The following is a 26,314-nucleotide window of genomic DNA, read 5'->3' as shown; positions in this document are numbered from 1 at the left end:
GTTGTCTCACCCACCCGAGTGAACATTGGTGCCACTCACGTAGCGCACGTCGCTGAGCCGCAGCGAGTCGTCCGCCAGGGGCAGGCCGTTGGCGGACAGCAGCTCCGCGATCGTGGCGCCGGTGAGCTCCCAGCCGAGGCCGGTGAGGTAGGGCGCCGCTTCGTTGCGCTCGCCGTAGTAGCGGACCTTCGCCATGTCCGTGTCGAAACCCTGCTCCCGCCAGCGTTGCGCGATCTGGTTCAGCCCCGCCTTGGTCTTCTCGTCGTCACCCGGCTTCGGGTTCGGCCGGCTCTCGGTGGCCACACGGCTTCCCGGCGCGCTGAGGGCGGTGATCGTGTCCAGCAGCCGATCCTGCGCCTCGGGCGGCAGGTAACCCAACAGCCCTTCGGCACTCCACGCGGTCTTCTCGGTCACGTCGAACCCACTGGCTTTCAGCGCGGCGGGCCAATCCTCACGCAGATCAATCCCGACGGCGCGCCGCTCCGCGGTCGGCTCCGCGCCGAGCTCGCTCAGGGCGCGGGCCTTGAACTCGATGACGTCGGGCTGGTCGAGCTCGTACACGACCGTCTCTGTCGGCCACCGCAGCCGGTAGGCGCGGGAATCAAGACCGGCGGCCAGGATCACGGCTTGCTTGATGCCGGCTTGGGTCGCTTCTCGGAAGAAATCGTCGTAGAACTTCCCGCGCACCTTGGCGACCTCGATCGCCACCCGCCCCACCAGGTCCCCCGGCGGCTCTTCCCCACTCGCCAGCCTCGTGAGCAGATCGATGCCCACCGCCCGCACGAGCGGCTCGGCGAACGGATCGGCGAACAGGCTTTGGTCTTCCCGCGTCGCAATCGCCCTAGCCGCCGCGGCCATGGTCGCCGTCGCCCCCACACTGGAGGCGAGGTCCCAGGTGTCTCCGTCTTGCCGGGTGGAAGTCATGGTCCGCCTTCGTCTTTCGGGATCTCACAAGCATTCTTTTGCACCGGGCGCAGCCCGCCACCTCTTGCACCGGGGCAGCCCGCCACCGACACAAACCCCCACCCTCCCTAGGGCGCGCCCATGTCCATCGTATCGGCCACCCCCGACAGAACCCGGTCACAAGCCGTTGCGGCCCCGACTTGTCCACAACTCGGGGTCGCTGTGGACAACGACCGCTGAGCACCTCATTGCTCAGCGGTCGGTAGCTCCGCACTCAGTTCAGCGAGCACCGTCTCGATGAATCGCATGCTCTCCTCTTCGTCGAAAACCAACGACAGCACAGCGCTGGCGCCGACGAGCGCGGTGAACTCCACCGGACCGCGCAGCAGCTCACGACCAGCGACCCAGGTCAGGATCCGGACATCCCGCCCATCGCAGGAGATTCGGCGGTGGTCAAACACGAAAGTGGGGCCCTCCCCCGAAGGAAAGGGCCCCACTGCAAGGAAAACTCAGCCGATCAGACCCGAAAGCCCCGTGCCCTTGAAAGAGCCCCAGCCGGTCACCTGGTCGTAGCCCGTGCCGGCGGTGAAGCCGGTGGTGCCGTTGAAGGTGTTGTTGCCGGTGGTCACGTCGTGGAAGCCCGTGGAGTACGAGGAGCCGTTGCCGATGCTGTAGAAGGTCGGGTTCAGGTTGCCGAGCGAGCCGCCGTGGACCTGGTTCTGCAGGGCGGTGAAGGCGGCCCACAGCGGGGCGGCGCCGGAGGTGCCCCAGACGTTGCCGCTGCTGCCTTCGCTCACGATGGTGTACGCGGAGCCCGAAGCGGCGTCACCGGCGACGTCCGGGACCTTGCGCTTCGTGGTGCTCTGGTGCGACTGCCAGGACGGCGCGTTGAACAGCGTCGAGATGCCGCCGCCGCCGGCGCCGGCAGAGGCGCCGTCGTTCCAGGCCTTCTCGCTGCTGTAGCCGTTGGACGAGGTCACGGTGAGCTGGGTGCCGCCGACGCCGGTGACGTTGGGGCTGGACGCCGGGAAGTCGACGGCCTTCGAAAGGCTGCCGGTCTGGCGGGCGCAGTCGGTGGTGCCGTCGTCGCCCGCGGCGGCGAAGTACGTGATGCCCTCGGCGGTGCCGGAGGCGATCGCGTTGTTCACGCTGTTGGCGGCCGACGAACCTTCAGCCGACTCGCACGAGCCCCACGAGATGGAGACGACGTTGACCCGCGCGTCCGACGCGATCTTCTGGTACATCGCCAGCTCGCCGGCGTTGGAGTTCGGGGCCTCGTAGACGAACGAGCTCACCTTCGACGCGAGCGCGTGCACGACCTCGATGTCCAGGTCGACCTCGACCTCGCCGTCGCCCGGGCTGGAGTCGTAGTTGGCGCCGCTCACCGGGACGGTGGTGACGCTGCCGCCGGAGAGGCCGTACTTCGAGTCGTAGCTGGTGATGTCCGACTTGCGGTAGCCGTCGAACTCGACGAAGCCGACGTTCACGCCCGTGCCTGTGGCCGAGAGGCCGCTGGTGGAGTAGGCGGTCTTGAGGATGCTCGGCGTGACGGCCTTGACCACCTTCGGCGCGGCGGTGGTGGCCGAGTGCTCCTTCACGGCGTGGTTGTCGAGGCCGACCACGGCCTGCACCACCGACGAAACGGAGGCGGGCAGCGCCGGGGCGGAGTCGTTGGCGAAGAACTTGCGACCGGTGGTCGTGTCGGTGTAATTGCCGAGGCGGGTGTGGAATGTGGATTCGAGCTGTGCGGCCGAACCGGTGAACGTGATGGCCTGCCGGTTACCGGAAACCTCGATTCCGCGCGCACCGTTTTGTTTCAGGAATGAAACGGCCTTGGCGACGTCGGCCTGCGTTGGGCCGAATGCCGCATTGAACTGCTCCGGAGTGAGGAAGTGGTGGTACTGCGGCGAGGCCGGGTTCTGGACGTCGGAGAGGAACTGCTGGAGGGCCTGCTGGTTGTGCAGCTTCAGCGACAGCGCCGCGTTGATCTGCTGACCAGCGTCGACGTCGCCACTGCGGGCGCTCGAGGCCAGCGGCGCCGCGTTGCCGCTCATGGTGATCAAGGGATCGGCGTGGGCCACGCCGGCCAGGGAAAGGCACAGCAACGCCGGCAGCGGGACCGCTGCGGCGACGAGCTTGCGCAAGCGCATGGCAATTCCTCTCAAACGGTGGGGGACCTGGCCGAAACACTTCGTGCGTCGACCTGGGAAGGAGCATAAGCCGCCGAGGAACCTACTTTTGGCTGAGCTTTTCACAGTCCGTTTATGTTTCACGAGAGCAATTTCGGCAGGTTTTCGCCGGAGCTGTCCCGAAATTGCGCTTACTCCCGGATTACCCCTTTACGGATGGTTTGGGGTGGTTCCCGATCGAACACGGGTTCACCGAGCTCAGCGCGGAGCTGGCCCGCCGGTGGGATCCGGGTGCGGGCGAAGACGGCGCCGAGCGATACACGCGGTTCTTCGCCAAGGTGCCGGCCATCCACCGGGCGAACACGAAAGTGCCGGCGGCGTTGCGCGCAGTGGCCGGGTGCACTGACGCGAGTCCTCGCCCTGCCGGGCCTGTCCGATGGACAATCCCGGCCCCTCGGAGCAGGCTGTCGGAGGCTCGCCAGGCGTCCCCGGCCCCCGGTTGTCGTGCGTGCTCATGCCGCCGCGCCACTTCGGTCCGGCGGCCCGCCCGACCTGGGAAACGATGTGGATGGCCACCGACGACCGCGCGCCGTCGCCGCGTCCGGACAGCCGGCTCGTCGCGGCTGCCGTGGCGGGCGATCGCGCCGCGGTGGCCGAGCTCGTGGAGTTCGTGCGCCCCTTCGTGCTCCGCTACTGCCGTGGCCGGCTCGGCCTCAGCGGCGGTGCCGAGGACTGTGCGCAGGAAGTGCTGATCGCGGTGCTCGTGGAGCTGCCGCGCTACCGGTACGAGACGGACAGCTTCCTGCCGTTCGTGTTCGGCATCGCGAGGAACAAGGTCGTCGACGAGTTCCGCCGTCGCTCGCGCAACCGCGCCGACCCGTATGCCGACGCCGGCGACGAGGACCGCCCCGGACCCGACGAGTTCGCCCAGACCGACTCGCGGCTGCAGATCGAGGAGCTGCTGGGACACCTGGCGCCGGAGCAGCGTGAACTGCTGACGCTGCGGGTCGTCCTCGGCTATTCCGCCGAAGAAACAGCCGCGGCGCTGGGGTTGCCGAGCGCCGTGGCCGTCCGGGTGAGCCAGCACCGGGCGCTGACCAAGCTGCGCCGCCTGATGCGGGACGGGCCGGAGCCGAAGAAAAAAGACGACTGACGCGTCAACCCGGGCTCCGGGCCCGGCGGTGCGAGAGCCTTCGGATCAGCCGCACACCCATCACGAACGGGTGCACCGCGATCGAGGAAACCCCTCGCCGATTCCTCGAGAGCACGCCGAACTGAATACGCACGCCCATGGCGCGCCGCCTCCTGCACCTGCCGGACCGGACCGATACCGATTCCGCCGAGGTCCAGGGCGAAGCAACCGACGTTAGCGCCGAAACACAGCTGTGCACTCCGCCGACCGGTCGAAACGTTTCAGCGCATCGGTGGGTTCCGGAACAGCTCCCGCACGGTCTCCGAGCGGTTCACCACCTCGGCCGCCACCACGCTCAGCTTCCGGCTGTTGCCGCGCGCGAACCGCCGCAGCACGGTGAACGCCTGGTCCATCTCCAGGTTCAGCCGTTCCGCGATGAACCCCTTCGCCTGCTCGATCACGACCCGGCTGCTCAACGCGGTCTGCAGCTGCTCGACGAGCACCTCGTGCTGCTCGATCGTGCGCGCCTGCAGCAGGCCGATGGTCGCGATGTCGACCATCGCGCGCGCGACCCGCAGGTCTCCCTCCGAAAGCTCACCGGGGCGCGCCGAAAACAGGTTGAGCGCGCCGATCACCTCGGAGCGCAGCCGCATCGGCAGCGCGTGCACCGAGTGAAAACCGTGGCCGAGCGCGGCCGCGGCGAAGGCGGGCCAGCCGGCGTCGTCGAGCGCGAGGTCGGGCGCGCTCACGGGGGCGCGCGTGCGGAACGCGTCGAGGCAGGGGCCTTCGTCGCGTTGCAGCTGGAACAGCTCCAGCAGCCGCACGTGCTCGTCGGAACTGGCCACGAGCTGCAGTGCGCCGCTCGGGCCGGCCAGCAGGATGCCGGCGGCGTCCACCGGTAGCAGCGCGACGCTCCGGGCAGCGAGGAGGTGGAGGAAATCGATCACGTCGAAGTCGTCGGTGAGCGTGTCCGCCAGTTCCACGAACGTGTCCACCAGCTGCCCGTCAGCCACCCGTACCATCTCCCACCACACCGAACGCGTGCTTCACCGAGTTCCCCCTTCCCGCTCGAATCGAACACGTCTGTTCACCACGTCGGCGGCGAGGTCGGACAGCGGGCGCTGCTCCGCGAACGCCCGCGCCCGCAACGCGGCGAACGCATCGTCGAGACGCACGTCGAGCTGCGCCGCGACCATGCCGGTGGCCTGGTGGACCTGCGCCGATCGCAGTGACAGGTCCACGGACTCGTCGCCTGCCGTGCCGACTTGCTCGTCGAGCAGGAGAAGGAGCGTCAGTTCAGCGTAGGCCAGTGCGTCGGCCAGCAAAACGGGCTCCAGCGGCACAGGAGCCTTTCGGTGGAACACGACCGTGCCCACGTCGACGAGCCCCACGCGCAGCGGCAGCACGAACTGAGCGTGCACTCCCGCTTGCACGGCCAGCGGTGCGTACAGCGGCCAGCGGCGCGACTGTTCGACGCCGTCGAAGTCACCCACCAGCACCGGCGAACCCAGCTCCCGCGCGCTGCGCACCGGGCCTTCCCCCACCATCACCTCGAGCTCCGCGAGCACGGTGGCGAGGTCGTCGGTGGCCACCCGCACCTCCTGGCTGCCCGGGCCGGTGCTCACCAGCACACACGCCCCGGCAACGCCGAGCCACGCCACGGCCGAGTCGCACAGGGCCGCCACCGTGACGGCGGAGTGCAGCAGGCGCGCTTCGTCCTTTACCCGGCTCCAGGCACGGGAAAGCGGCGTGTCGTCACGTCTGCCGTCCTGACTCGCCTCCATGCTCCGTGCCTTCGGCTCGTACTGCCCGGAAAGTCACCCGGGCGGGAGACTTCCGCACACCCTAACTCAGCTTTTGACGAGTTCAGCCCACTCCCGAACCGCACCAGCGTCCACAGGGGACTCCCAGCCACCGGGACGCACCGCGCTGCCCACGTGAAAGCCGCGCACTCCCCCGGCGCGCAAGAGGTGCACCTGCTGCGCGCGCAGGCCGCCGCCGACGAGCAGCGAAGGGCCCTCGGTGCGGCGCGCGAGGCGCTGCAGCACGGAAAGGCCGCTGCCGACGCCGTGCGGGCTGCCGGCCGCGAGCACCGTGTCGCAACCGAGTTCGGTGAGCACGTCGAACGCGGCGAGCGGGTCGCGCGCGCGGTCGATGGCGCGGTGGAAGGTCCACGGCGCACCGTCGAGCTCCTTCAGCAGCGAGCGGCAAGCGTCGACGTCGATCTCGTTGTCCTCGGTGAGGAAACCGAACACGAACTCGCGCGCGCCGGCGGCCAGGAGCTTCGCGGTGTCGGCGCGCAGGGCGTCGAGGTCACCGGCGGCGAAACCGTCGCTGCCGCGCAGCATCACGCGCACCGGCAGGTCGGTGGCGGCGAGGACGTCGCGCACCGTCTGCTCCGACGGCGTGAGCCCGTCCCGCGCCATGTCCGCGACCAGTTCGAGCCGGTCCGCCCCGCCTTCCTGAGCGCGCTGCGCGTCTTCCGGACCCAGCGCGATCACTTCCAGCAGGGCGGTCTTCGAGCTCATGGGTCATCCATTCGATCAGGTCGTGGGGTTCTCGTCCCCCCGCGCGTGCCGGCCACGCCTGAACCCGCCTTGAAGGCTCGTCATCCGCTCGCGCACCGCTTCGGGGGAAAGCGAGAGTATCGGCCGCTGCTCGGGCACCTGCCCGGGGCTGGCCTCCATGCCGTCTTCGCCTGCGTTTTCGATATCGGACACGCGCAGGAACGGCCACGTGTTCTCGGCGCCGTCCTCCTGCTCCAGCTCGTCCGAGGTCGGCCACTCCGGCGGGGCCGGGCTCTCGTCGGGGTCGGTGGTGGGGAACTGCTCGACCGGGAACGCGGGTTCGACGTGGCCCGGTTCCGGCACCGTGCGGGCGTGCCGCGAGGGCGGTTCGGGCTCCACCGGTTCCGGTACGGGTCCCGGCTGAGGTTCCGGTTCTGCCACGGGTTCCGCCACCGGCAACGGCTCCGGCGGCACCGGCGCCCGTCCCTCGGGCGGCGGCACGGCCGCGTCGAACCACCGCGACAGCACGTCCCGGTAGGCGGGCATCCGTTCCGTCGGCGCGTCCAGGTCGAGGTGCGAACGGTCCTCCTGCGCCGGCCACGGCGGCGTGCTCTCCACCACCGGCGCGCGGCGGGGCGGGCCCGGTTCGAGCACCGGAACGATCGCCGCCTCCGCCGGCGGCTCGGGGGCTTCTTCCTCTGCGACCACAGGCGCCGCGGCCAGCGGAGCCAAGGGCGGCAACAGCTCCGGCGCCGGCTCGGCTTCGGCGGCGACGGGCGCGGGCGGCTCGGGCAACGGCGGCGCGTCGACGATCAGTTCGGCCGGCACGAGCACCGTCGCCGTGATGCCGGTGCCTTCGGCCAGCCGCAGCGAAACGTCGATGTGGTGGCGCTGCGCGAGCGTCGCGACCACGTACAGGCCCATCCGGCGCGAGACCTCGACGTCGACGTCCGGCGGGTTGGCCAGGCGCGCGTTGGTGCGGTCGATCTCGGCCTGCGGCATGCCGGCGCCGCGGTCGGTGATCTCGATGCGCCAGCCGCCGTCGGGCGTTTCGGCGCTTTCGACGGTGACGGTCGTGCGTTCCGACGAGTAGCGCGTGGCGTTCTCGAGCAGCTCGGACACCACGTGCACGAGGTCGTTCACGGCCTCGCCGCGCACCGCGAGCGTCGGCGCGGAGCCGAGCTCGATGCGCTGGTAATCCTCCACTTCGGACAGTGCGGCGCCCACGATCTCGTCGGCCACCACCGGTCCGCTGTCCTCGCGCACGAGGTCGGTGCCCGAGAGCACCAGCAGGTTCTCGCTGTTGCGGCGCATGCGCGTGGCGAGGTGGTCGAGCTCGAACAGGCCCGCGAGCGTGTCCGGGTCCTGCTCGCCGGCCTCCATGCGGTCGAGCACCGACAGCTGTCGTTCGACGAGATCTTGGCTTCGCTGCGAGAGGTTGACGAACATCGAGTTGACGTTCTCGCGCAGCATCGCCTGCTCGGCCGCGAGCCGCACGGCCTCGCCGTGGACCGCGTCGAACGCGCGCGCGACCTGGCCCACCTCTTCGCGCGTGAACACCGGTACGGGCGCGACGGCCGCGCGGTGGCGCAGGTTCTCCGGCGCCGGATCGGGATCGGTCAGCAGCCGCTGCACGGCTTCGGGCAGCCGGTGGTCGGCCACGTCCAGCGCCGTGCGCCGCAGCACGCGCAGCGGCCGCAGCAGCGAACGCGCGATGACCACGGACAGGATGCCGGCCACGAGCAGCACCGCGAGCACGATGCCGCCGTCCCAGATCGTCGACGTGCGGGCGCGCGCGGCGAGCGAATCGGTCTGCTCCTGGAGCTGCACGAGCAGCGCTTCCTGCACCTGGTGGGCGAGGTTCACGGTGTAGGTGGCCGCGGTGTCCCACTGGTTGGGGTCCAGACCTTGCAGCGACTGGCCGTTCTCCGCCCGGGTCAGCGCCGACTCGACCATGTCGTTGCCGATGTCGACGACGAGGCCGATCACCGTGTCGTCGTACATCCGCTGCTGGTCGGGCGTCGCGAAGGTGCGGTAGTCGTTGCGCGCGGCGTTGAGCTCGGCCTCCGCGCCCAGCAGCGCGCGCGTGCGGTCGCGGTTGAGGTTGCCCTCGGCGAGCGCCTCGGACATGATCGCGCGCTTGACCGACATCTGGTCCTTGATCCGCGCGAGGGCGTTGCCGGCGAGGCGGAGCCGGGCGAGATCGGGGTCGGACACGTCGGCGGCGGCCATGTCGCTGATGTCGAGCAGGCCGGAGATCAGCTCGCTGTAGGACCGGAGCACGGCGTCGGCCGGGAACGCGGAGTGCTCGGCGGAGTAGCGCAGGCCGCTGAGCACCCGCAGCCGGTCGTCGCTCTGCTGCAGGCTGCTGGCGGCCACGGCGTCGAGGCGCGGCTTGCTGTCGGCGAGCGTCTTCTCGAACGTGCCGATCGCCTGGTCCACGCGCGTGCGCTGGCCCGTGAGGTCGGTGGTGGCGCCGTGGCGGTTGCCGGCGACGAACCGCACCGTGACGTCGCGCTCGCGCTGCAGCTGGTGCAGGACCTCGGCCACGGTGCTGTCGACACGGCCGCGGGCGGCGAACTCGGCGAGCTGCTGGGCGTCGCGCAGGTCCGTGGTCACGCGCAGGCCCACGAGCCCGATCACGGCGAGCGCGGGGATCAGCAGGACGACGAAGAGCTTGGTCCGCAGGTGCCAGTTGCGAAGGCGCCAGCGGCCCCCGACCTGTCTGGCGGCAGCGGGATCCGTCGCGTCGCCCGTTCGGGGACGCTGGTCGCGACGGCTCACCTAAGCTTCCTTTTCCACCGCGGCACCTCATCCGCGGACGACATCGGGGGTGTCCGGTTCGAGCCTACTCGACAGTAACTTCGCTCGACCGGATCGGGAAGCCGCACTGGCGGGGTCGCGGCCCTGTCGGGGATCGTATGGGCAGCGGCCCATACGATCCAGCGTGATGGCGAGATTCTCCCGGTGGGTGAGAGCGGATGAACGTGCGTGCACTGGTGTTGCCGCTGGTGGCGGTCTTGCTGGCCGTCAGCGGCTGCTCGCTGTTCGATTCCGGTGACGCGGCGGCGCCGGCGCCATTGGAGCGGACCACCCTGCGCGTGGGCGTCGGCGGGCCGATCGACACCGCCCCCCTGCGCATCGCTGCGGCGGCCGGGAAGTTCCGCGAAGCCGGGCTGAACGTGACGCTCGTGGACCTCGGGACCGAGGACGGCTTGGCGAAACTCGGCTCGGGACAGCTGGACGTGACGTTCGCCAGCGACGTGTCCCTTTTCCGCGCCGCCAACGCCGGGACCGCGTTGCAGCTTCAAGGCGAGGCGTACACGTCGGGCAACAACACGATCGCCCTCGTGACGCTGCCGAACTCCGACTACACCGAGCCGACGGCGAAGAAGTCGCCGAAGATCGCGGTGGACGACCTCGACGACATCGGCGCGCTGACCGCCCGTTCCGTGCTCGCGACCGCCGGCGTCGACGCGGCGAAGATCCACTTCGTGGCCAAGCCGTTCGACCGGATGCCCGACGCGTTGCAGGCCGGCGAAGCCGACGCGGCGCTGATGGTGGAGCCGTACATCACGCGGGCGGAGAAGGAGCTCGGCGCGCAGATCCTCGCCGACGGGTCCAGTGGCGCCACCCTCGACTTCCCGGCTTCGGGCTACGCGACGACCGGAGCGTTCGCGCGCGACAACCCGCGCACGCTGGCCGCGTTCCGCCGCGTGCTCATGCAGGCGCAGCAGACGGCCGCCGACCCGGCGATCGTCCGCGACGCGCTGCCGACGTTCTCCGACATCGACCCGACCACGGCGGCGCTGATCTCGCTGGGCACCTACCCGACCACGCTGTCGGGCATCCGGCTGCAGCGCGTGGCCGACCTCATGCACACGTCGGGCCTGATCACGAGCCGGCTCGACGTGCAGGCGATGCTGCCGGCCGAGGACCAGCCCTAGATGTTCTCGCCCGCGGGCTGCAGGCAGACCGTGCGCTCGGGCGGGCCGGCGTAGACGAGGGCGGTGTCGGCGGCACCGCAGGAGCTCTCGTCGCTGCTGTCCTGGTGGACGACCGCGCGGGCCTCGGCGTCGGGGTCGCTGCAGGTGACCTTGCTGATCGCGGCCTCGTCGTCGACGTCGCGCAGGCAGTCGCCGGACGACACGTTGAGCGCCAGGCACAGCGTCTCGCGCGGCGTGCTGGTGCGGCTGGAGCTGCTGGTGCTCCGGAAGAGCTGGAAGCGCACGTAGTCGCCGCCGCGGCAGCTCGCGGTGCCGTTTTCGACGTCGTCGACGCGGTAGGTCGCGCGCTGCTCGGAGCAGCTCACACCGTGGTAACTCTGCGTGCCGACACTTTCGTCGGACAGGTACAGGCAGCTGCCCGCCACCGGCGTGCCCGACGAGCGGGCGATCGCGGCCACGCCGAACGCGGCGAGCACGCCGACGCCGAGCGCCACCACGATTCCTGCTGCTACCAGCACCTTTGCGGTGCTCGAGAGCGGCCGGGATGCGCCCGGCCGGGGCGGCACGGCGCCCGGCGGCTGGAACGGGTTGGCGGCCGACGGCACGCCGAACGGTGGTGTGGTCAAAGGTCCCCTCCAGCTTTTCCTGCCGATCATCTTGGCACCCGGACGGCCGCGACGGGAGGGGACGGCTCGGGGGAACGTATAAAGGATGGGTGACTGATGGCCCCCTGATCGTCCAGTCCGACAAGACCGTGCTGCTCGAGGTCGACAACCCTCAGGCCGACGACGCGCGGATCGCGATCGCGCCGTTCGCCGAGCTGGAACGCGCGCCCGAGCACGTGCACACGTACCGCATCACGCCGCTGGCGTTGTGGAACGCGCGCGCCGCCGGGCACGACGCCGAGCAGGTGGTGGACGCGCTCACCACGTACTCGCGCTTCCCCGTGCCGCAGCCGCTGCTGATCGACGTGGTCGACGTGATGGGCCGCTTCGGGCGGCTGCAGATCACCAACCACCCCGCCCACGGCCTGGTGATGTCGACCACGGACCGCGCGGTGCTGGAAGAGGTGTCGCGGCACAAGAAGATCAGCCCGATGCTGGGCGCGCGCATCGACGAGGACACGGTGCTCGTGCACCCGTCCGAACGCGGGCGGCTCAAGCAGGCGCTGCTGAAGGTCGGCTGGCCGGCGGAGGACCTCGCGGGTTACGTCGACGGCGAAGCGCACCCCATCGACCTCGACGAGCAGGACTGGCACCTGCGCGACTACCAGCGCCAGGCGGCGGAAGCGTTCTGGGCCGGCGGCTCGGGCGTCGTCGTTCTGCCTTGCGGCGCGGGCAAAACGCTGGTGGGCGCCGCCGCCATGGCACACGCCAAGGCGACCACGCTGATCCTGGTGACCAACACCGTCGCCGGCCGGCAGTGGAAGCGCGAGCTGGTGGCGCGCACGTCGCTGACCGAGGACGAGATCGGCGAGTACTCCGGCGAGAAGAAGGAGATCCGCCCGGTCACGATCGCGACGTACCAGGTCGTGACGCGCAAGACCAAGGGCGAGTACCGGCACCTGGAGCTGTTCGACTCGCGTGACTGGGGCCTGGTCGTTTACGACGAGGTGCACCTGCTGCCGGCGCCGGTGTTCCGCATGACGGCGGATCTGCAGTCCCGGCGCCGCCTGGGCCTGACGGCGACCCTGGTGCGCGAGGACGGCCGCGAGGGTGACGTGTTCTCCCTGATCGGGCCCAAGCGGTACGACGTTCCCTGGCGCGACATCGAGGCGCAGGGCTGGATCGCGCCCGCCGAGTGCACCGAGGTCCGCGTGACCCTGACGGACGCCGAGCGCCTCGCGTACGCGACTTCGGAGCCGGACGAGCGCTACAAGCTCGCGGCGACGGCGATGACGAAGATGCCCGTGATCAAGTCCATTGTGGAGCGTCACGCCGGCGAGCCCACCCTGGTGATCGGGGCGTACCTCGACCAGCTGGAAATGCTGGGCGCGGAGCTGGACGCGCCCGTGATCCAGGGGTCGACGCGCAACAAGGAGCGCGAGGAGCTGTTCGACCGCTTCCGCCGCGGCGAGCTGCGGACGCTGGTGGTGTCGAAGGTGGCGAACTTCTCCATCGACCTGCCGGAAGCGTCGGTGGCCATCCAGATCTCGGGCACGTTCGGCTCCCGCCAGGAAGAGGCGCAGCGGCTCGGGCGGCTGCTGCGCCCCAAGGGCGACGGGCGGCAGGCGCACTTCTATTCGATCGTGTCGCGGGACACGGTCGACACGGAGTACGCGGCGCACCGGCAGCGGTTCCTGGCGGAGCAGGGGTACGCGTACCACATCGTCGACGCGGAGGACCTGCGCCGGCCGCTGTAGTCACTCGTTCACCTAGTCACTGTTTCGGGGTCAGCAGGACGATCGGGATGACGCGCTCGGTCTTCTGCGCGTATTCGTTGTAGAGCGGGAAGATCTCGGCCATCTTCGGCCAGAGCTTCTCGCGCTCTTCGTCGGTCGCCACGCGGGCGCGTGCGTCGAACCGCTGGGCGCCGACCTGCACGCCGACGCCGGGCTCGGCTTCGATGTTCTTGAACCAGTCGGGGTGGTCGTCTTCGCCGCCTTTGGAGGCGACCACGACGAAGTCGTCGCCCGCGGTGCCGTAGATCAGGCAGGTGCGGCGGGGCTCGCCGGTCTTGCGGCCGGTGCTGGCGAGGATGAGGGTGTAGAGGCCGTTCTGCTCGTGGCCCTCCCGGCCGCCCGAGCTCACGTACTTGCGGGTCTGCTCGGCGACCCAGTCCCACTTCGAGTCGGTGGCGCGGTCGATGTCCTCGGCGATGGCCATGGTGGTGGTCCTTTCCGGTGCTTGGTCTCTCGTTCGACCCTGGGACGCAGCCGGTCGGCGGTTCCCGACATCGACCGGACGGAAAAGTACCGGTTTCGCGGTCGCGGTGTTCCCCGGTCGCCGACGAGTGGACTTCGCCTCACCCATCTGTCGCAGTGACCTCACCTGTCACAGCAGCCTCGCTCGATGGTCTTTGACCTGCCATTTTCCATGTTCACTCGAACGGATGAGCGAAACTTTTCCTGGAAATTGTCGGTCCCTCGAACTACTGTTCGACGTGCAGGACCGAACACCAGTTCGAGGGGAAGCTCATGACGATCGCACCGTTCCGCCCCGGCCTCGGGGCACCGCCGGTCCAGACGTTGCCGCCCGGGCGGTGGCACGGCCGCATCTGGGTGTCGGACGAGCCGCTCGCGCGGCCGCACCGGTACCTGGAGTGCGTCGCGGAGTTCGAGCGCTCCGGCCTCTGGCCCGTGCTCATCCCGCACGACCAGCGCTTCGCCGCACGCGGCGAGGACTGGCTCGACGACCGCGGCCGCCTCGCCCCGGCCGGCCACCGCGTCGACTCCGCGGACCCCGCCGCCGCCCTCGCCCGCTGGTGGGACACCTCCTGCTGCGACGGCGCGTGCCTGCGCCCCTTCGGCACCCGCTTCCCCGGCCTCGCGCGCCGCTCCCACCGCCGCGCCGACCCCCTCGCCGAGGCCGGCAACACCGGCTCCATCCTGGCCAACCGCAGCGCCCACCGCCTCGGCCTCGTCCAGACCGACCGCCCGGCCGACATCCCCGCCCACCTCGGCTGGACGGGCATGATCAAGTCCACCGACCAGGTCGCGGAGCTCTCCGCCGTCCTCCGCAGCTGGGAAGACCGCTTCGGCGCCACCCTCCTCTCCCTGGGCTTCGACACCCTCACTCTCTCCGTCTCCGCCCCACCCCGCACCCAGGCCCGCGCCCTCACCGTGGCGGCCGAGCACCGCGCCTTCAGCCTCCCCACGTACCTCTCCCAGCCCGGCACCCTCCGCGAATACGCGAGCGGCCTCGTGCAGACCCGCCTGTGGACCTTCTCGTGGGCCTGACGACCCCCACCCACGCCTGCGGGCCTCCGAACTGGATCGGGGCCGCCGATCCAACGCTGGCCGGCCTCCCCCGGAGCCCGGCCGGCGCGCCTGCCGCTGGCCGGCCTCCCGAACCCTGCAGCCCGGCCGACGCACCGACCCCCTGGCCGGTCTCCCAGCCCCCGAGCCCGGCCTGCGCACCCGCCGCTGGCCGGTCTCCCGAACCCCGGAGCCCGGCCGACGCACCGACCCCCTGGCCGGTCTCCCAGCCCCCGAGCCCGGCCTGCGCACCCGCCGCTGGCCGGTCTCCCGAACCCCGGAGCCCGGCCGACGCACCGACCCCCTGGCCGGTCTCCCAGCCCCCGAGCCCGGCCTGCGCGCCTACCGCTGGCCGGCCTCCCGAACCCCGGAGCCCGGCCGGCGCACCGCCCCCTGGCCGGTCTCCCAGCCCTCGAGCCCGGCCGGCGCGCCCACACTCAACCGACGACTCGCCCGGGGCAGGCCACTGCCCATCACCAGCCGCGCCAGCCGGAGCCCCCGAGTCCGGCCGGCGCACCGACTGTCCGCGGCCGATCCGCGCGGAAAATCCAGCGCCCCTCCATCAGCCGCGTCGGCCGGCCAGCTCCCGGACCCGAGCCCAGCCGCCCGTCGGCTCAAGGCAATCCGCCACCCACCGCCACCCGCGTCGGCCTCCCAAACCCGAGCCTGGCCGGCGCACTCAACGCAAGCCGACGAGCCGCCTGCCGGCTGCCACCCGCCCCGCCGACTGTCCTCGGGGACCTCAAGTCCAGTCGGCACACTCAACGCCGTCGGGCGAGCCGCCCTGCGGCGCCATTGGTTTCGCCTGCCCGCGTTGGCTGGCCTCCCGGTCCCCGAGTCCGGCCGACGCGCCCACACCTCACGGGACGATCGGCGCGGAAAATCCGCCGCCCCATCGCGGCTGCGCCAGCCGACCTTTCACACCGCGAGCACGAGCTGCGCACCCAAACCCCGGCCGACGCCCGCCGGCTCCATCACCAGCCCACGTCGGCTCTGCCGACCCGAGCCAGCCGATACACCTATCCCAACCGACGACCAACCCCGGGCAATCCACCGCCCACCACGAGCCGCGCCGGTCGGCTCCCGGACCCCGAGTCCGGCCGGCGCACCCCCGTCGCCGTCGTTGGGCGGCGGCGGGGCTAGGTCGTCTGCCGAATCGCCATCACGCTGAGTGAGACAGGACGTGAGACAGATGTCCTCCCGGTTGGGTCGGCTGTCCCGAAGTTCGGTGCGGGTGTCCGGGCGGCGGGTGCGCGGGCGGGTTTACCGGAATCTGCCGAGGGGAATCACGCCGCGGAGGAAGGGGGTGAGGGAGATCGCCGGGATCCGGATCGGAACGTCGGGGTGGCGGTATCCGCCGTGGCGTCGCGAGTTCTACCCCGAGGGGCTGGCGCAGCGCCGCGAGCTGGAGTACCTGTCGCGTCGGTTGAACTCCGTGGAGCTCAACGGGTCGTTCTACTCACTGCAGACCCCCGACCGTTACCTCGCCTGGGCCGACCAGACGCCGGCCGACTTCGTGTTCGCCGTGAAGGGCGGGCGCTTCATCACGCACCTCAAGCAGCTGCGTGACGTCGAGCCGGCCGTCGCCAACTTCTTTGCGTCCGGCGTGCTCGCGCTCGGCGAAAAACTGGGCCCGGTGCTGTGGCAGCTGCCCGCGCGGCTCGAGTTCGACCCCGACCGCGTCGAGACGTTCCTCGGCCTGCTGCCCCGCACCACCGCCGAAGCCGCCGCCCTCGGCGCGAAGCACGACGACAAGCTGAAGACACCGCCCCACCTCGAAGCCGGCAAGAACCGCCCCCTCCGGCACGCGCTCGAAGTCCGCCACCCCAGCTTCGTCACCCCGGAAGCCCTCGACCTGCTCCGAAAGCACGACGTCGCCCTCGTCGTCGCCGACACCGCCGGCCGCTGGCCGTACCGCGAGGACCAGACCGCGGACTTCACCTACGTCCGCCTCCACGGCGACGTCGAGCTCTACACCAGCGGCTACACCGAATCCGCCCTGCGAACCTGGGCCACCAAGATCACCGCCTGGCACGCCGACGGCCAGCGCGACGTCCACGTCTACTTCGACAACGACGTCAAAGTCGAAGCACCCCGCAACGCCATCACCCTCTCGAACCTCCTGCACCCCAACCCGCCGCCGGCACAGTGAGCGCACAGTGAGCGCCATCCGGTTGGCTGAGGCGTACGGGTGCAGGTGGTCTGCCTGCTGTCTCTGGGGGTCGGCACGCAGACCACCCGCACCACGTGCCTCTGGCAACTTGCCACACCACACGGCAATCCCCGCGGTGGCCTGGCAACTCTCAGTCCGAATAGGCAACCCACAGCACGACCTGGCAATCCGCCACGCCGCCCGGCACCATGCCAGTCGCCTTGGCAACTTCCCCAGCGTGCCAAACGAGTGGCAGTCGCCAAGTCGACCGGCACCTTGCCAAACCCCGCCGCAACATTCCCCGCTGACCGGCACATGGCCACCGCGACCGGCCTACTGCCGAACCGAATGGCATGCCGGCCTCGAGCGGCGAAACGTCTCGGCCAACTTCACATGAACACCGCACGGCGGCACGGGAACCGATGGCCCCACACCGAAGGGCAAGCCGACCGCGGCCGGCAACTCACCCCGAAACCAACGCCGCCAGCTTGGCGCGGACGTCAGCCGCATCCGGATGGGCGAGGTCGGTGAGCAGGCGGGCGGAGCGGAGCCAGCAGTCGCGAGCGGCGGCGGGGTGGCCGAGGCGCAGGTGGGCTGTGCCGAGCTGGGCGAGGACGTCGGCGGCTTCGTAGTGTTCGTCCATCGCGAAGAACATGTCCACGGCGTCCGACATGCACTCGATGCCCTCAGCCGCCCGGCCCAAGCCGAGGAGAGCTTTGGCGCGGGTGGTCAGGGAAAAGCGGCCGTCCAGCGAAGACGGCGCCAAGGCCAAAGCCTCGTCCGCCAGGGCCAAGGCACGCGGGAAATCCCCGAAGCGGCAGCACAAATCCCCCAGCGCACGCAGCACGTTGGCCTCGAAGCCGGTCATCCGCAGGTCCCGCACGATCTCCAGGGCCCGTGTGCCGTGGGCGAGCGCGGCGGGGAAGTCGGACGACGAATCGGCCGCCATCGCCAGGTTGTACAGCGCCCGCGCCTCGCCCTCACGCGAGCCGAGTTCGCGTTGCAGCACCAGCGCTTGCTCGAGGTACCGCCGGGCCGATGCGTAATCGCGCACGACGCCGTCGATCACCCCGAGGCAGTTCAGGATCCCAGCCTCACCGCCCCGGTCACCGGACAACCTCGTGCCGCGCAGAGCCAGCTCGTTGAGCGCCCGCCAGTCGTCGACGCGGGCGCGGCCGGCGAAGTACGTGAACATCAGCCAAGTGAGCTTCCAGCAATGCGCGTACTCCCGCAGCCGGAACGCCAGGTGCACGGCGGCGACGAGATTCCCGTACTCCGCGGCGAACCACGCCAGCCCGGCGTGGTAGTCGGCGAACTCGAGGCCACCGTCCACACGCAACTCCAGCGAGCCGTAGATCCGCTCGGGCCGCATCGCCCGCGAAGCGTTGAACGCCGAAGAAAGGTAGAAATCCAACAGCCGCGAGCGCGCCGCCGCCGTCTCCTCCGTACTGTCCACATGGTACGCGAGCTCTGCCGCATACGCCCGGATCAGATCGTGGAACTGGTACCGCCCGGGCTGCGGCTGAGTGAGCAAGTGCGCGGACACGAGAGCGTCCAAAGCCGGCCCTGGCGGCGACCCCAACAGCACCTCGGCGACAGCCGGCGTCACGTCCGGCCCCGAAGGCAAACCGAGCAACCGCAACAATCGCGCCGCATCCGGCGGCAACGCCCGATACGAGTACGAAAACACCGACCGGATGTTCGTCTCCTCGCCATCACCGAGATCGAACAACCCGAGCCGGTCCGGCTCCGCATCCAGCGCATCCACAAAGGACCCCAGCGGGTGGTCCGGGAACTGCGCCGCCCGAACGGCCAGGATCCGGATCGCCAGCGGAAGGCCGCCGCAGTACTCCACAAAGCGTGCCGTGGCACCAGGATCCGCGTTGACGCGATCGACCCCGATCGCCGACGCCAGCAGCTCGACTGCGCCCGCCTCGTCCAGTTCCTCCAGCGCGATCCGGCGCGCGCCGTGCGTCGCGACGAGGCCGCGCAGCTGCCAGCGGCTCGTGACCACGACCAGGCAGCCGGGTCCCGGCAGGAGCGGCCGTACCTGCTCGGTGCTGTTGGCGTTGTCCAGCACCACGAGCAGCCGCCGTCCGGCCGTGTGCGTGCGCCAGGTCGCGGCGCGACCGTCCACATCGGCCGGGATCTGGTCACAAGGGACACCCAGCGACGACAGCAGCGTCTCCAGCGCCGCCAACGGTTCCACCGGCTCGCCCGGACCGTACCCACGCAGGTTCAGGAACACCTGTCCGCCCAGGAACCGGTCCGCGATCTCGTGTGCGAAGTGGACGGACAACGTCGTTTTCCCCATGCCACCCATGCCTTCCACGGAGGCGATGGGGGTCGACGTGCTGTCCTCGGCCGGAAGCAACGCGTGCAAAGCTTTCAAGTCCGCTTCACGCCCGGCGAACGTGCCGAGGTCGGCCGGCAGCTGGTGCGGCACCTGTGGCTCGACCGCCGGCTGATAAGGCGCCCCACCCAGCACGAGCCGGTGCACGCGCTGCAGGCCGGCGCCGGGATCGAGACCCAGCTCCTCGGCGAGCACCGCGCTGATCCGCCGGTACACCTCCAGCGCCTCGGCCTGCCGCCCGGAATGGAACAACGCGAGCACGAGCTGCTCGTGCAGCCGTTCCCGCAACGGGTGTTCCCGGGTCAGCCGCGTCAGCTCGGGCACGACGGTGCCGAACTCGCCGACGGCGATCAGCGCGTCTGCCCACAGCTCGCGTACGCGGGTGCGTTCCTCGGCGAGCTGGCCGGCCTCGTCGCGGTGCAGGGCGTCGGACTCCACGTTCTGCAGCGCCGGCCCACGCCACTCCGCAAGTGCGTCCGCGAACAACCCCGCGGCCCGACGATGTTCGCCTTGTTCGAAAGCTGTCCTCCCCCGTGCCGCGAGTGTGCGAAAACGACCAAGATCCGTGAGCAACGGATCAAGCTCCAGCAGATAACCACCACGTTCTGTGCGAATCGCAACACCCGGCAGCGCACGCCGAAGCCGCAGCACGTACGTCTGGAGCGCGCCCTTGGAGCGGCGCTGGTCGTCGTCCCACAGCCAGCGGCCGAGCTCGTCCACGGACACCACGCGGTTCGCGCGCAGGAGCAGCCCGGCGAGCACGATCAGCGGGCGGCTCCCGCCGAGCGGCACGGCGCGGCCCCCGGCCACGACCTCGGCCGGGCCGAGCACCCGGAAGTCGAGGCCGTCCACCCGTCTCATTCTGGCCGGTCGCCGCCCGATCGGCACGTGCCTTCGCCAGTGGCATGATCTGCGGTGATGAAGGTCTACGCGCTGCCCCTGCACAACCGGTTCCGGGACATCACCGTCCGTGAAGGCGTCCTGCTCGAAGGGCCCGCCGGGTGGGGCGAATTCTGCCCGTTCGCGGACTATTCGGACGCCGAGAGCGTGCCGTGGCTGGCGAGCGCCCTGGAGGCGAGCGAGCAGGGCTGGCCCGCGGCGGTGCGCGAACGTGTCGAGGTCAACACGACCGTCCCCGTCGTGCCGCCGGACCGCGCCCACGCGCTGGTCCGCGCGTCCGGCTGCCGCACGGCGAAGGTGAAGGTCGCCGACAAGCGCTCCACGCTCGCCGACGACTGCGCCCGCCTCGAAGCCGTCCGCGACGCCCTCGGCCCGGCCGGCGCCGTCCGCGTCGACGCCAACATGGCCTGGGACGTCGACACCGCCGTCACCGCGCTCGCCGCACTCGACAAGGCGGCCGGCGGCCTGGAGTACGCCGAACAGCCGTGCCGGACCATCGACGAGCTGGCCGCCGTCCGGCGCCGCGTGTCCGTGCGCATCGCCGCCGACGAGTCGATCCGCCGCGCCGAGGACCCGCTGAAGGTCGCCGTCGCCGGGGCCGCCGACATCGCCGTGCTGAAGGTCGCCCCCCTCGGCGGCGTGCGGCGCGCGCTGGAGGTGGCCGAGGCGTGCGGGCTGCCGTGCGTCGTGTCGTCCGCCGTGGAGACCAGCGTGGGCCTCGCCGCCGGCCTGGCCCTCGCCGGCGCCCTTCCGCAGCTCGACTTCGCCTGCGGCCTGGGCACGATGTCCCTGCTGACCGGCGACGTCAGCACCACCTCACTGTCCCCTGTAGACGGTTACCTCCCGGTCCTGCCGCAGGCGCCGGCACCGGACCGGTTCGACGAGTTCGCCGCCGCGCCCGACGTCACAAAGTCCTGGCTGGCACGACTGGAGCGGGTGCGCGCGCTGCGCTGAACCTCAGCGCCACCAGGAGAGGTGGGCGCGGACCAGCCAGGCATCCGCCCACGCCCGGTCCGGCCCCTCGGGCAGCGGAGACCCACCGGCCACCAACGACTCCAGCTCACGCTCCAGCTCCTCGGCCGCCGCCAACGCCTCGGCCTGCGAGTGACGGCCGCGGCGGAGGTCGCGGAGCCAGGTGAGCCACGGGTCGGCGATGGGGAGCGTCAGCCGGCCCGTGCGGAGGAGTTCGACGCCCTGGACGCCGAGGCGGACCATGTGCATGGCGTACTTGGTGTCGAAGCCGTACTTCTCGATGAGCTCCGGGCGGTTGCCGGCTTCGAGCAGGCGGCGGCGCTGGTCGCCGAGGTAGCCGGCGAAGCGCACGCCCGCGCGGCGGGACACGATGCGGTGGGCGTTGGCGCGCAGCTCGCGGCCGAGGTCGGTGAGGTGCACGATCTCCGCGTCCGGGGCGAAGAGCGGCAGCACCATCGTCGGATTGCCGGCGAGCTCGAGGCGCATCCACTTGCGCACCGAGTAGACGATCAGGTCGAGGTCACCCGGGCCCGAGCGCGCGCCTTCGGGCTGGGTGCGGAAGGTGTACTGCTCGAAGCGGCGCATGCCGACGACGTACTCGGCCGGCTCGAGGCACAGGCCCATCTCGTCGCGGTCCTCCTGGCCGTCGACGGCCGTGCCGTGCAGCCCGGAACCCACCTGGCAGCGCAGGATCGTGCCGCGCTCGGCGAGGGTGGCGAATTCGGGGCTGTCGTTGTTCATGCCGGAAGTTGTACCGGCGGCGTCCGACGATGACACCCGAATTTCCCTGACCTCGCCTCAGGGTCGGAGTCCAGGGTCGGTCTCCGGGCCGTTCCCCGATGTGCCGAGGAGCCGCGCGGCGGAGTATTCATGGCATGACGAACAGCGTGTACACCCCGGAAACCAAGAAGCTCTACCGCAGCCGCACCGACCGCATGCTGACCGGCGTGTGCGGCGGCTGGGCCGACTACCTCGGCGTCGACCCGACGATGGTCCGCATCGCGGTCGTGGCCGCGACGGTGCTGTCGGCCGGGATCATGTTGCCGGTTTACGTGGCCGCCGCCGTGCTGACACCCGAAGCCACCCAGGCCGCCTGACCCACCGCGGCCGGGGAGGGCCGCGACACTGGGAGAAGGGGTGGCACGACCAAGGGGGACCGAACGGCCCGGGCGTGGGGAGCGCCTGGGCCGTTCGCTGTGTCCACATCGGACTACCCGGGCATCCGGCGGCCACGGACCGACGGCCCAACAGCAGACAGCACGATCCGACCCGCTTCGCCGCCTGCACGCCGCTGCCACCGGCGCCTGTCGATCTCGCGCCGCACGCAACACAATCACGCCAGCCGGCGCGCACATCGGCACCGCCGACAACCGAGCGACGCCGGCCAAACCACACCCGCCGACACACCGCACGAGCACGCCAGCCGACTCACGACACCGCGCCGCCGAATCGGCCACAGGCACAAACCGACCCACGCTCGCACAAGCACGCCGGCCGAGCTACCACACCGCGTTCACACCAACACCGGTCAAAACGGCATCCACGACCCGACCGCCGGCGCGAACTGCAGCCGCCGTACGGGAGCACGCCGCCGACTTGTCACACCGTGTCGCCGCACCGACCGACACCGGTCGAAACCGCGTGCGAAACGGACCGCTGGCACGGACTGAGGCCGACGCCCCGCGAGCGCGCCAGCCGACGACACCGCGCCTCTGTAGCGACACCGCACCCGAGACCCGAACCGACCCGACGGCAAGAAACCGTGGCCCACAAAGGGAAAAGCCCGGCCCACCGAAGTGGACCGGGCTTTTCCGGATCTAGCGTCAAACAGCAGCCGAACTCAGAAGTCCATGCCGCCCATGCCGCCGGACGGGTCGGCCGGAGCGGCGGCAGCCTTCTCCGGCTTGTCCGCGACGACGGCCTCGGTGGTGAGGAACAGCGCCGCGATGGAGGCGGCGTTCTGGAGCGCGGAGCGGGTGACCTTCGTGGGGTCCGGCACGCCGGCGGCGAGCAGGTCCTCGTAGACACCGGTGGCGGCGTTGAGGCCGTGGCCCTGCGGGAGGGACTTGACCTTCTCCGCCACGACGCCGCCCTCGAGGCCGGCGTTGATGGCGATCTGCTTGAGCGGCGCCTCGACGGCGACCTTGACGATGTTGGCACCAGTGGCCTCGTCGCCCTCGAGCTTCAGGCCCGCGAAGGCAGCCTCGGCGGCCTGGATCAGAGCGACGCCACCACCGGCGACGATGCCCTCTTCCACGGCGGCCTTGGCGTTGCGCACCGCGTCCTCGATGCGGTGCTTGCGCTCCTTGAGCTCGACCTCCGTCGCGGCACCGGCCTTGATGACGGCGACGCCGCCGGCCAGCTTCGCGAGGCGCTCCTGCAGCTTTTCACGGTCGTAGTCGGAGTCCGAGTTCTCGATCTCCGCGCGGATCTGGTTGACGCGACCCTGGATCTGGTCGGCGTCGCCCGCACCCTCGACGATCGTGGTCTCGTCGCGCGTGATCACGGCCTTGCGGGCGCGGCCCAGCAGCGACAGGTCCGCGTTCTCCAGCTTGAGGCCGACGTCCTCCGAGATCACCTGGCCACCGGACAGGATCGCGATGTCCTGCAGGATGGCCTTGCGGCGGTCACCGAAGCCCGGGGCCTTGACGGCGACGGACTTGAAGGTGCCGCGGATCTTGTTGACGACCAGGGTGGCCAGGGCTTCGCCCTCGACGTCCTCGGCGATGATCAGCAGCGGCTTGCCGGACTGGATGACCTTCTCCAGCAGCGGCAGAACGTCCTTGACGTTCGAGATCTTGGAACCGAACAGAAGGATGTAGGGGTCCTCCAGCTCGGCTTCCTGGCGCTCCGGGTCGGTCACGAAGTAGCCCGACACGTAGCCCTTGTCGAAGCGCATGCCCTCGGTGAGCTCGAGCTCGAGACCGAAGGTGTTGCTCTCCTCGACGGTGACGACGCCTTCCTTGCCGACCTTGTCCAGCGCCTCGGCGATCAGCTCGCCGATGGTGCGGTCAGCGGCCGAGATCGAGGCGGTAGCAGCGATCTGCTCCTTGGTCTCGATCTGGACGGCCATCTTGTGCAGCTGCTCGGTGATGGCCTCGACGGCCGCCTCGATGCCGCGCTTCAGGCTGATCGGGTCGGCACCCGCGGCGACGTTGCGCAGGCCTTCGCGCACGAGCGCCTGGGCGAGCACGGTGGCGGTGGTGGTGCCGTCACCCGCGACGTCGTCGGTCTTCTTGGCAACTTCCTTGACGAGCTCGGCCCCGATCTTCTCCCACGGGTCCTCGAGCTCGATCTCCTTGGCGATGGAGACACCGTCGTTGGTGATCGTCGGCGCGCCCCACTTCTTTTCGAGCACGACGTTGCGGCCACGCGGGCCGAGCGTCACCTTGACGGCTTCGGCGAGGGTGTTCAGGCCGCGCTCGAGACCGCGGCGGGCGTCCTCGTCGAACGCGATCAGTTTGGCCATTGCGGTGTGGTCCTCCGGTATTGGGCGCCACCGCCGCGCTGTCTCGTCGAACAACTGTTCGTCGTACGACTGTCAGCGGCGGCAGCAGGACACGTCCTCGGCCAGGCTCGGTGCCCGCGACGGACGACTGACCTTGGCCAGCCTCACCGTCCCGACCTTCAAGCGCGCAGTCGGTGACCGCGCGCCTGGCACTCAACGGCGTCGAGTGCCAATGCCGTGTTTAGCACTCCCACGGTGAGAGTGCAAGAACCGCAGGTCAGTGGCGGCTGATCTTGCTGGTCAAGGTCAGCATCGGCGATCCTGCTCGGAGGGTCGCCGCAGTAGTTGTTCCGTAGCTGTTCCGCGTCTCGCCCGCTGTGTGCTTCAGGCTACGGGAGGGCCTGGGCCTCTCACCGGAGCCGCCAGCCCCCTGACCTCATCCGGCGCATGCCCGCCTTGTCTCGTGCACCATGCTGCGCCTGGCGACGTGGTGGCGGTCGGCCCCTTCTTCCTCGCCCCTGCCGTCAGTTAGCTCCGGGGCGTCGTTGTCAAGGGTGAGCGCAGCTCATCGCGCAGCGACGCCGTAGGCGCCCTTGATGGCGGCGGACCGGAGTTAAACGATCCTTTGCGAGGAACGGCCACCATCGTTTGCGCGGCTGTAACGCGCCGTGCCGAGCCGGCGACAACACCGCGTGCGGACCATGTCCCTGCGGCGCCGGCGGCGGCGCGCGTGCTCAGCGAGCCCTTCGGCGGGCTGCCCGGCGACCGGCGGCCGGAGCGGAGCGGCAGGCCGTCCGTGTCGCGTGCGGGCGAGCCCGCCGCACGCAACGTCACGCGCGCGCCGCCGCCGGCGGCGCCTTGATCCCGTAGAGCCAAGTTCGGCAAACCTTCGAAGCCCGCGTCGTCACAGAAGCGTGCTGTGCGAACGCGCTACGCTGCGGCACAATCGCAAGGACAGCGTTGCTGAGCTAGCCCAGAACGGACGGCACTGATGGACAAGCAAAGGCGCCAGTACGGAGCGCCGCCCGTGCACGAGGCGCTCTGCCACTTTACTTTCGCCGAGCCCTTGGGATGGAATATGACCACCCCCGGGTTGATATATCAAAAGATTGGTCATGCGTACCCCGCCGAACCTGAGCAACAGGAACAACTGCAGGCGTCGGTTGGAATAGATCCTGAAAATTCCGAATCCGCCGGTTTTTCTTTGAATCGAGGACCGGTTCGAGCAGTCTTTAAAGATTCGACCGGTAAAAGACTTCTTCTATTAGACGCACTCTCCTTCAGTGTCAACTCTATACCACCTTACGAGGGCTGGGAGTCATTGTACGACCGCGCCTCGGCTGCATTTGATGCACTGTCCGACATAAAAATACTGACGCCAGTTAAGCGCGTAGCAATACGATACATAAATAAAGTAACTATTCCCGCCCAGGAGTCAGGCGTCGAACTGGATGATTACTTCAGAATTCCGATAGTCCCCTTCCAGTCGAATCAATCAATTATAGCGGCATTCATTCATAAGGTAGAATCATTCTTGCCAGACAAGAATGCGACCGCCGTTGTGACATTCGGTTCAAGCAGAGACGACGAAGGCGAGGCAAGGGCTACCTTTATACTGGACATCGAGATTTACCGCGAAAGCCAAGAAGGCTGGACCAAAGAGAGTGCCCTTTCGGTTGCTAACGAGCTAAAGTCTTATGAAAACGCAGAATTCGAGACGCTGATTACCGACACGACTCGGGAGCTGTTTAAATGACTAGACTTTCAGCAAGGGGTGTCCGCAAGATTGCACCTTACGCCGTCTCATTCGCGGGTGCCATGCCCGCACTCCTTGCTGGCGCCAACCAAACCGCGGTTGTGCCCGTTCGATCATTGGAACCAAGTCGTGTATCTCATTCGGTTACAGCGAATGATTCTCTAACGCGGACGTTTGGAAGCGGCACCATCCTCGTTAG

Annotated in this window: 20 protein-coding genes; 8 read left to right on the top strand and 12 right to left on the bottom strand. The window is 69.8% G+C overall.

Annotated elements, in window-relative coordinates:
- Window positions 1-6: 6 nt before the first annotated feature.
- From ACFY1H_RS27080 to ACFY1H_RS27070, 3 genes are all read right to left on the bottom strand, one after another.
- Window positions 7-924: an SAM-dependent methyltransferase gene (locus ACFY1H_RS27080; RefSeq protein ID WP_386950825.1), complete on the bottom strand. Its 918-nt coding sequence runs from the start codon at window positions 922-924 to the stop codon at window positions 7-9.
- A 224-nt stretch (window positions 925-1,148) separates the two neighbouring features.
- A complete protein-coding gene (locus tag ACFY1H_RS27075; protein ID WP_386950822.1) occupies window positions 1,149-1,364 on the bottom strand; it encodes a hypothetical protein in 216 nt (71 codons plus the stop codon).
- A gap of 48 nt (window positions 1,365-1,412) precedes the next feature.
- The gene (locus tag ACFY1H_RS27070) at window positions 1,413-3,053 is read right to left on the bottom strand and encodes a protease pro-enzyme activation domain-containing protein (protein ID WP_386950819.1); all 1,641 of its coding nucleotides are present in this window, start codon (window positions 3,051-3,053) and stop codon (window positions 1,413-1,415) included.
- 547 nt (window positions 3,054-3,600) lie between these two features.
- Here ACFY1H_RS27070 and ACFY1H_RS27065 point away from each other — a divergent pair.
- Window positions 3,601-4,185: a sigma-70 family RNA polymerase sigma factor gene (locus ACFY1H_RS27065; protein ID WP_366582478.1), complete on the top strand. Its 585-nt coding sequence runs from the start codon at window positions 3,601-3,603 to the stop codon at window positions 4,183-4,185.
- Window positions 4,186-4,445: 260 nt separating this feature from the next.
- Here ACFY1H_RS27065 and ACFY1H_RS27060 read toward each other — a convergent pair whose 3' ends face one another.
- The 4 genes from ACFY1H_RS27060 to ACFY1H_RS27045 all read right to left on the bottom strand — a co-directional run bounded on the left by ACFY1H_RS27060 (window position 4,446) and on the right by ACFY1H_RS27045 (window position 9,455).
- Window positions 4,446-5,186 (bottom strand): ANTAR domain-containing protein, encoded by a 741-nt coding sequence (locus ACFY1H_RS27060; RefSeq protein ID WP_386950815.1) that lies wholly within the window; start codon window positions 5,184-5,186, stop codon window positions 4,446-4,448.
- Between the two features lie 24 nt (window positions 5,187-5,210).
- Window positions 5,211-5,948, bottom strand: a complete 738-nt coding sequence (locus ACFY1H_RS27055) for a hypothetical protein (protein ID WP_386950812.1) — start codon at window positions 5,946-5,948, stop codon at window positions 5,211-5,213.
- A gap of 66 nt (window positions 5,949-6,014) precedes the next feature.
- Window positions 6,015-6,692, bottom strand: a complete 678-nt coding sequence (locus ACFY1H_RS27050) for a copper homeostasis protein CutC (protein WP_366582475.1) — start codon at window positions 6,690-6,692, stop codon at window positions 6,015-6,017.
- A gap of 15 nt (window positions 6,693-6,707) precedes the next feature.
- Window positions 6,708-9,455 (bottom strand): nitrate- and nitrite sensing domain-containing protein, encoded by a 2,748-nt coding sequence (locus tag ACFY1H_RS27045; protein WP_386950809.1) that lies wholly within the window; start codon window positions 9,453-9,455, stop codon window positions 6,708-6,710.
- Between the two features lie 197 nt (window positions 9,456-9,652).
- On the opposite strand from ACFY1H_RS27045, the gene ACFY1H_RS27040 reads away from it, so the two are divergent.
- Window positions 9,653-10,618: an ABC transporter substrate-binding protein gene (locus tag ACFY1H_RS27040; protein ID WP_386950806.1), complete on the top strand. Its 966-nt coding sequence runs from the start codon at window positions 9,653-9,655 to the stop codon at window positions 10,616-10,618.
- On the opposite strand, the gene ACFY1H_RS27035 is transcribed toward ACFY1H_RS27040, so the two are convergent.
- Window positions 10,615-11,244 carry a hypothetical protein gene (locus ACFY1H_RS27035; RefSeq protein ID WP_386950804.1) on the bottom strand — a complete coding sequence of 210 codons (630 nt, stop codon included), beginning with the start codon at window positions 11,242-11,244 and terminating at the stop codon, window positions 10,615-10,617. The genes ACFY1H_RS27040 and ACFY1H_RS27035 overlap by 4 nt on opposite strands.
- 89 nt (window positions 11,245-11,333) lie before the next feature.
- Here ACFY1H_RS27035 and ACFY1H_RS27030 point away from each other — a divergent pair, with 89 nt between their 5' ends.
- A complete protein-coding gene (locus ACFY1H_RS27030; RefSeq protein WP_386950801.1) occupies window positions 11,334-12,980 on the top strand; it encodes a DNA repair helicase XPB in 1,647 nt (548 codons plus the stop codon).
- A 16-nt stretch (window positions 12,981-12,996) separates the two neighbouring features.
- Here ACFY1H_RS27030 and ACFY1H_RS27025 read toward each other — a convergent pair whose 3' ends face one another.
- A complete protein-coding gene (locus ACFY1H_RS27025; protein ID WP_386950798.1) occupies window positions 12,997-13,443 on the bottom strand; it encodes a nitroreductase family deazaflavin-dependent oxidoreductase in 447 nt (148 codons plus the stop codon).
- A gap of 311 nt (window positions 13,444-13,754) precedes the next feature.
- On the opposite strand from ACFY1H_RS27025, the gene ACFY1H_RS27020 reads away from it, so the two are divergent.
- Both ACFY1H_RS27020 and ACFY1H_RS27015 read left to right on the top strand, forming a co-directional pair.
- The gene (locus ACFY1H_RS27020) at window positions 13,755-14,516 is read left to right on the top strand and encodes a DUF4253 domain-containing protein (RefSeq protein ID WP_386950795.1); all 762 of its coding nucleotides are present in this window, start codon (window positions 13,755-13,757) and stop codon (window positions 14,514-14,516) included.
- Between the two features lie 1,324 nt (window positions 14,517-15,840).
- Entirely contained in the window at window positions 15,841-16,686 is an 846-nt protein-coding gene (locus tag ACFY1H_RS27015) for a DUF72 domain-containing protein (RefSeq protein ID WP_386950793.1), read from the top strand.
- A 463-nt stretch (window positions 16,687-17,149) separates the two neighbouring features.
- On the opposite strand, the gene ACFY1H_RS27010 is transcribed toward ACFY1H_RS27015, so the two are convergent.
- Window positions 17,150-19,900, bottom strand: a complete 2,751-nt coding sequence (locus ACFY1H_RS27010) for a BTAD domain-containing putative transcriptional regulator (RefSeq protein ID WP_386950790.1) — start codon at window positions 19,898-19,900, stop codon at window positions 17,150-17,152.
- 57 nt (window positions 19,901-19,957) lie between these two features.
- Here ACFY1H_RS27010 and ACFY1H_RS27005 point away from each other — a divergent pair, with 57 nt between their 5' ends.
- The gene (locus tag ACFY1H_RS27005) at window positions 19,958-20,893 is read left to right on the top strand and encodes an o-succinylbenzoate synthase (protein ID WP_366582466.1); all 936 of its coding nucleotides are present in this window, start codon (window positions 19,958-19,960) and stop codon (window positions 20,891-20,893) included.
- A gap of 3 nt (window positions 20,894-20,896) precedes the next feature.
- Here the strand turns inward: ACFY1H_RS27005 and ACFY1H_RS27000 are convergent, their stop codons facing one another.
- Window positions 20,897-21,652, bottom strand: coding sequence for a DNA polymerase beta superfamily protein (locus tag ACFY1H_RS27000; RefSeq protein ID WP_386950787.1), 756 nt, complete (start codon window positions 21,650-21,652; stop codon window positions 20,897-20,899).
- Window positions 21,653-21,786: 134 nt separating this feature from the next.
- Between ACFY1H_RS27000 and ACFY1H_RS26995 the strand changes: the two genes are divergently transcribed.
- On the top strand, window positions 21,787-22,008 hold the full coding sequence (locus tag ACFY1H_RS26995) for a PspC domain-containing protein (RefSeq protein WP_366582464.1): 222 nt from the start codon (window positions 21,787-21,789) through the stop codon (window positions 22,006-22,008).
- Between the two features lie 743 nt (window positions 22,009-22,751).
- Here ACFY1H_RS26995 and groL read toward each other — a convergent pair.
- Window positions 22,752-24,380, bottom strand: a complete 1,629-nt coding sequence (groL, locus tag ACFY1H_RS26990; protein ID WP_360593512.1) for a chaperonin GroEL — start codon at window positions 24,378-24,380, stop codon at window positions 22,752-22,754.
- 1,006 nt (window positions 24,381-25,386) lie between these two features.
- Here groL and ACFY1H_RS26985 point away from each other — a divergent pair.
- Complete coding sequence (locus ACFY1H_RS26985; protein WP_386950783.1) at window positions 25,387-26,115, top strand: TIGR04255 family protein; 729 nt, start codon at window positions 25,387-25,389, stop codon at window positions 26,113-26,115.
- The last annotated feature ends 199 nt before the right edge of the window (window positions 26,116-26,314 follow it).

The organism is Amycolatopsis sp. NPDC001319, assembly GCF_042896185.1.
Lineage (GTDB): Bacteria > Actinomycetota > Actinomycetes > Mycobacteriales > Pseudonocardiaceae > Amycolatopsis.
This window is presented reverse-complemented; position numbering and strand designations above follow the sequence as displayed.

Excerpts from the sequence above, each read along its gene's own strand:
- ACFY1H_RS27080 (WP_386950825.1), bottom strand. The coding sequence starts at position 924 with ATGACTTCCACCCGGCAAGACGGAGACACCTGGGACCTCGCCTCCAGT.
- ACFY1H_RS27070 (WP_386950819.1), bottom strand. The coding sequence starts at position 3,053 with ATGCGCTTGCGCAAGCTCGTCGCCGCAGCGGTCCCGCTGCCGGCGTTG.
- ACFY1H_RS27065 (WP_366582478.1), top strand. The coding sequence starts at position 3,601 with ATGGCCACCGACGACCGCGCGCCGTCGCCGCGTCCGGACAGCCGGCTC.
- ACFY1H_RS27060 (WP_386950815.1), bottom strand. The coding sequence starts at position 5,186 with ATGGTACGGGTGGCTGACGGGCAGCTGGTGGACACGTTCGTGGAACTG.
- ACFY1H_RS27055 (WP_386950812.1), bottom strand. The coding sequence starts at position 5,948 with ATGGAGGCGAGTCAGGACGGCAGACGTGACGACACGCCGCTTTCCCGT.
- ACFY1H_RS27050 (WP_366582475.1), bottom strand. The coding sequence starts at position 6,692 with ATGAGCTCGAAGACCGCCCTGCTGGAAGTGATCGCGCTGGGTCCGGAA.
- ACFY1H_RS27040 (WP_386950806.1), top strand. The coding sequence starts at position 9,653 with ATGAACGTGCGTGCACTGGTGTTGCCGCTGGTGGCGGTCTTGCTGGCC.
- ACFY1H_RS27025 (WP_386950798.1), bottom strand. The coding sequence starts at position 13,443 with ATGGCCATCGCCGAGGACATCGACCGCGCCACCGACTCGAAGTGGGAC.
- ACFY1H_RS27020 (WP_386950795.1), top strand. The coding sequence starts at position 13,755 with ATGACGATCGCACCGTTCCGCCCCGGCCTCGGGGCACCGCCGGTCCAG.
- ACFY1H_RS27010 (WP_386950790.1), bottom strand. The coding sequence starts at position 19,900 with ATGAGACGGGTGGACGGCCTCGACTTCCGGGTGCTCGGCCCGGCCGAG.
- ACFY1H_RS27005 (WP_366582466.1), top strand. The coding sequence starts at position 19,958 with ATGAAGGTCTACGCGCTGCCCCTGCACAACCGGTTCCGGGACATCACC.
- ACFY1H_RS27000 (WP_386950787.1), bottom strand. The coding sequence starts at position 21,652 with ATGAACAACGACAGCCCCGAATTCGCCACCCTCGCCGAGCGCGGCACG.
- ACFY1H_RS26995 (WP_366582464.1), top strand. The coding sequence starts at position 21,787 with ATGACGAACAGCGTGTACACCCCGGAAACCAAGAAGCTCTACCGCAGC.
- groL (WP_360593512.1), bottom strand. The coding sequence starts at position 24,380 with ATGGCCAAACTGATCGCGTTCGACGAGGACGCCCGCCGCGGTCTCGAG.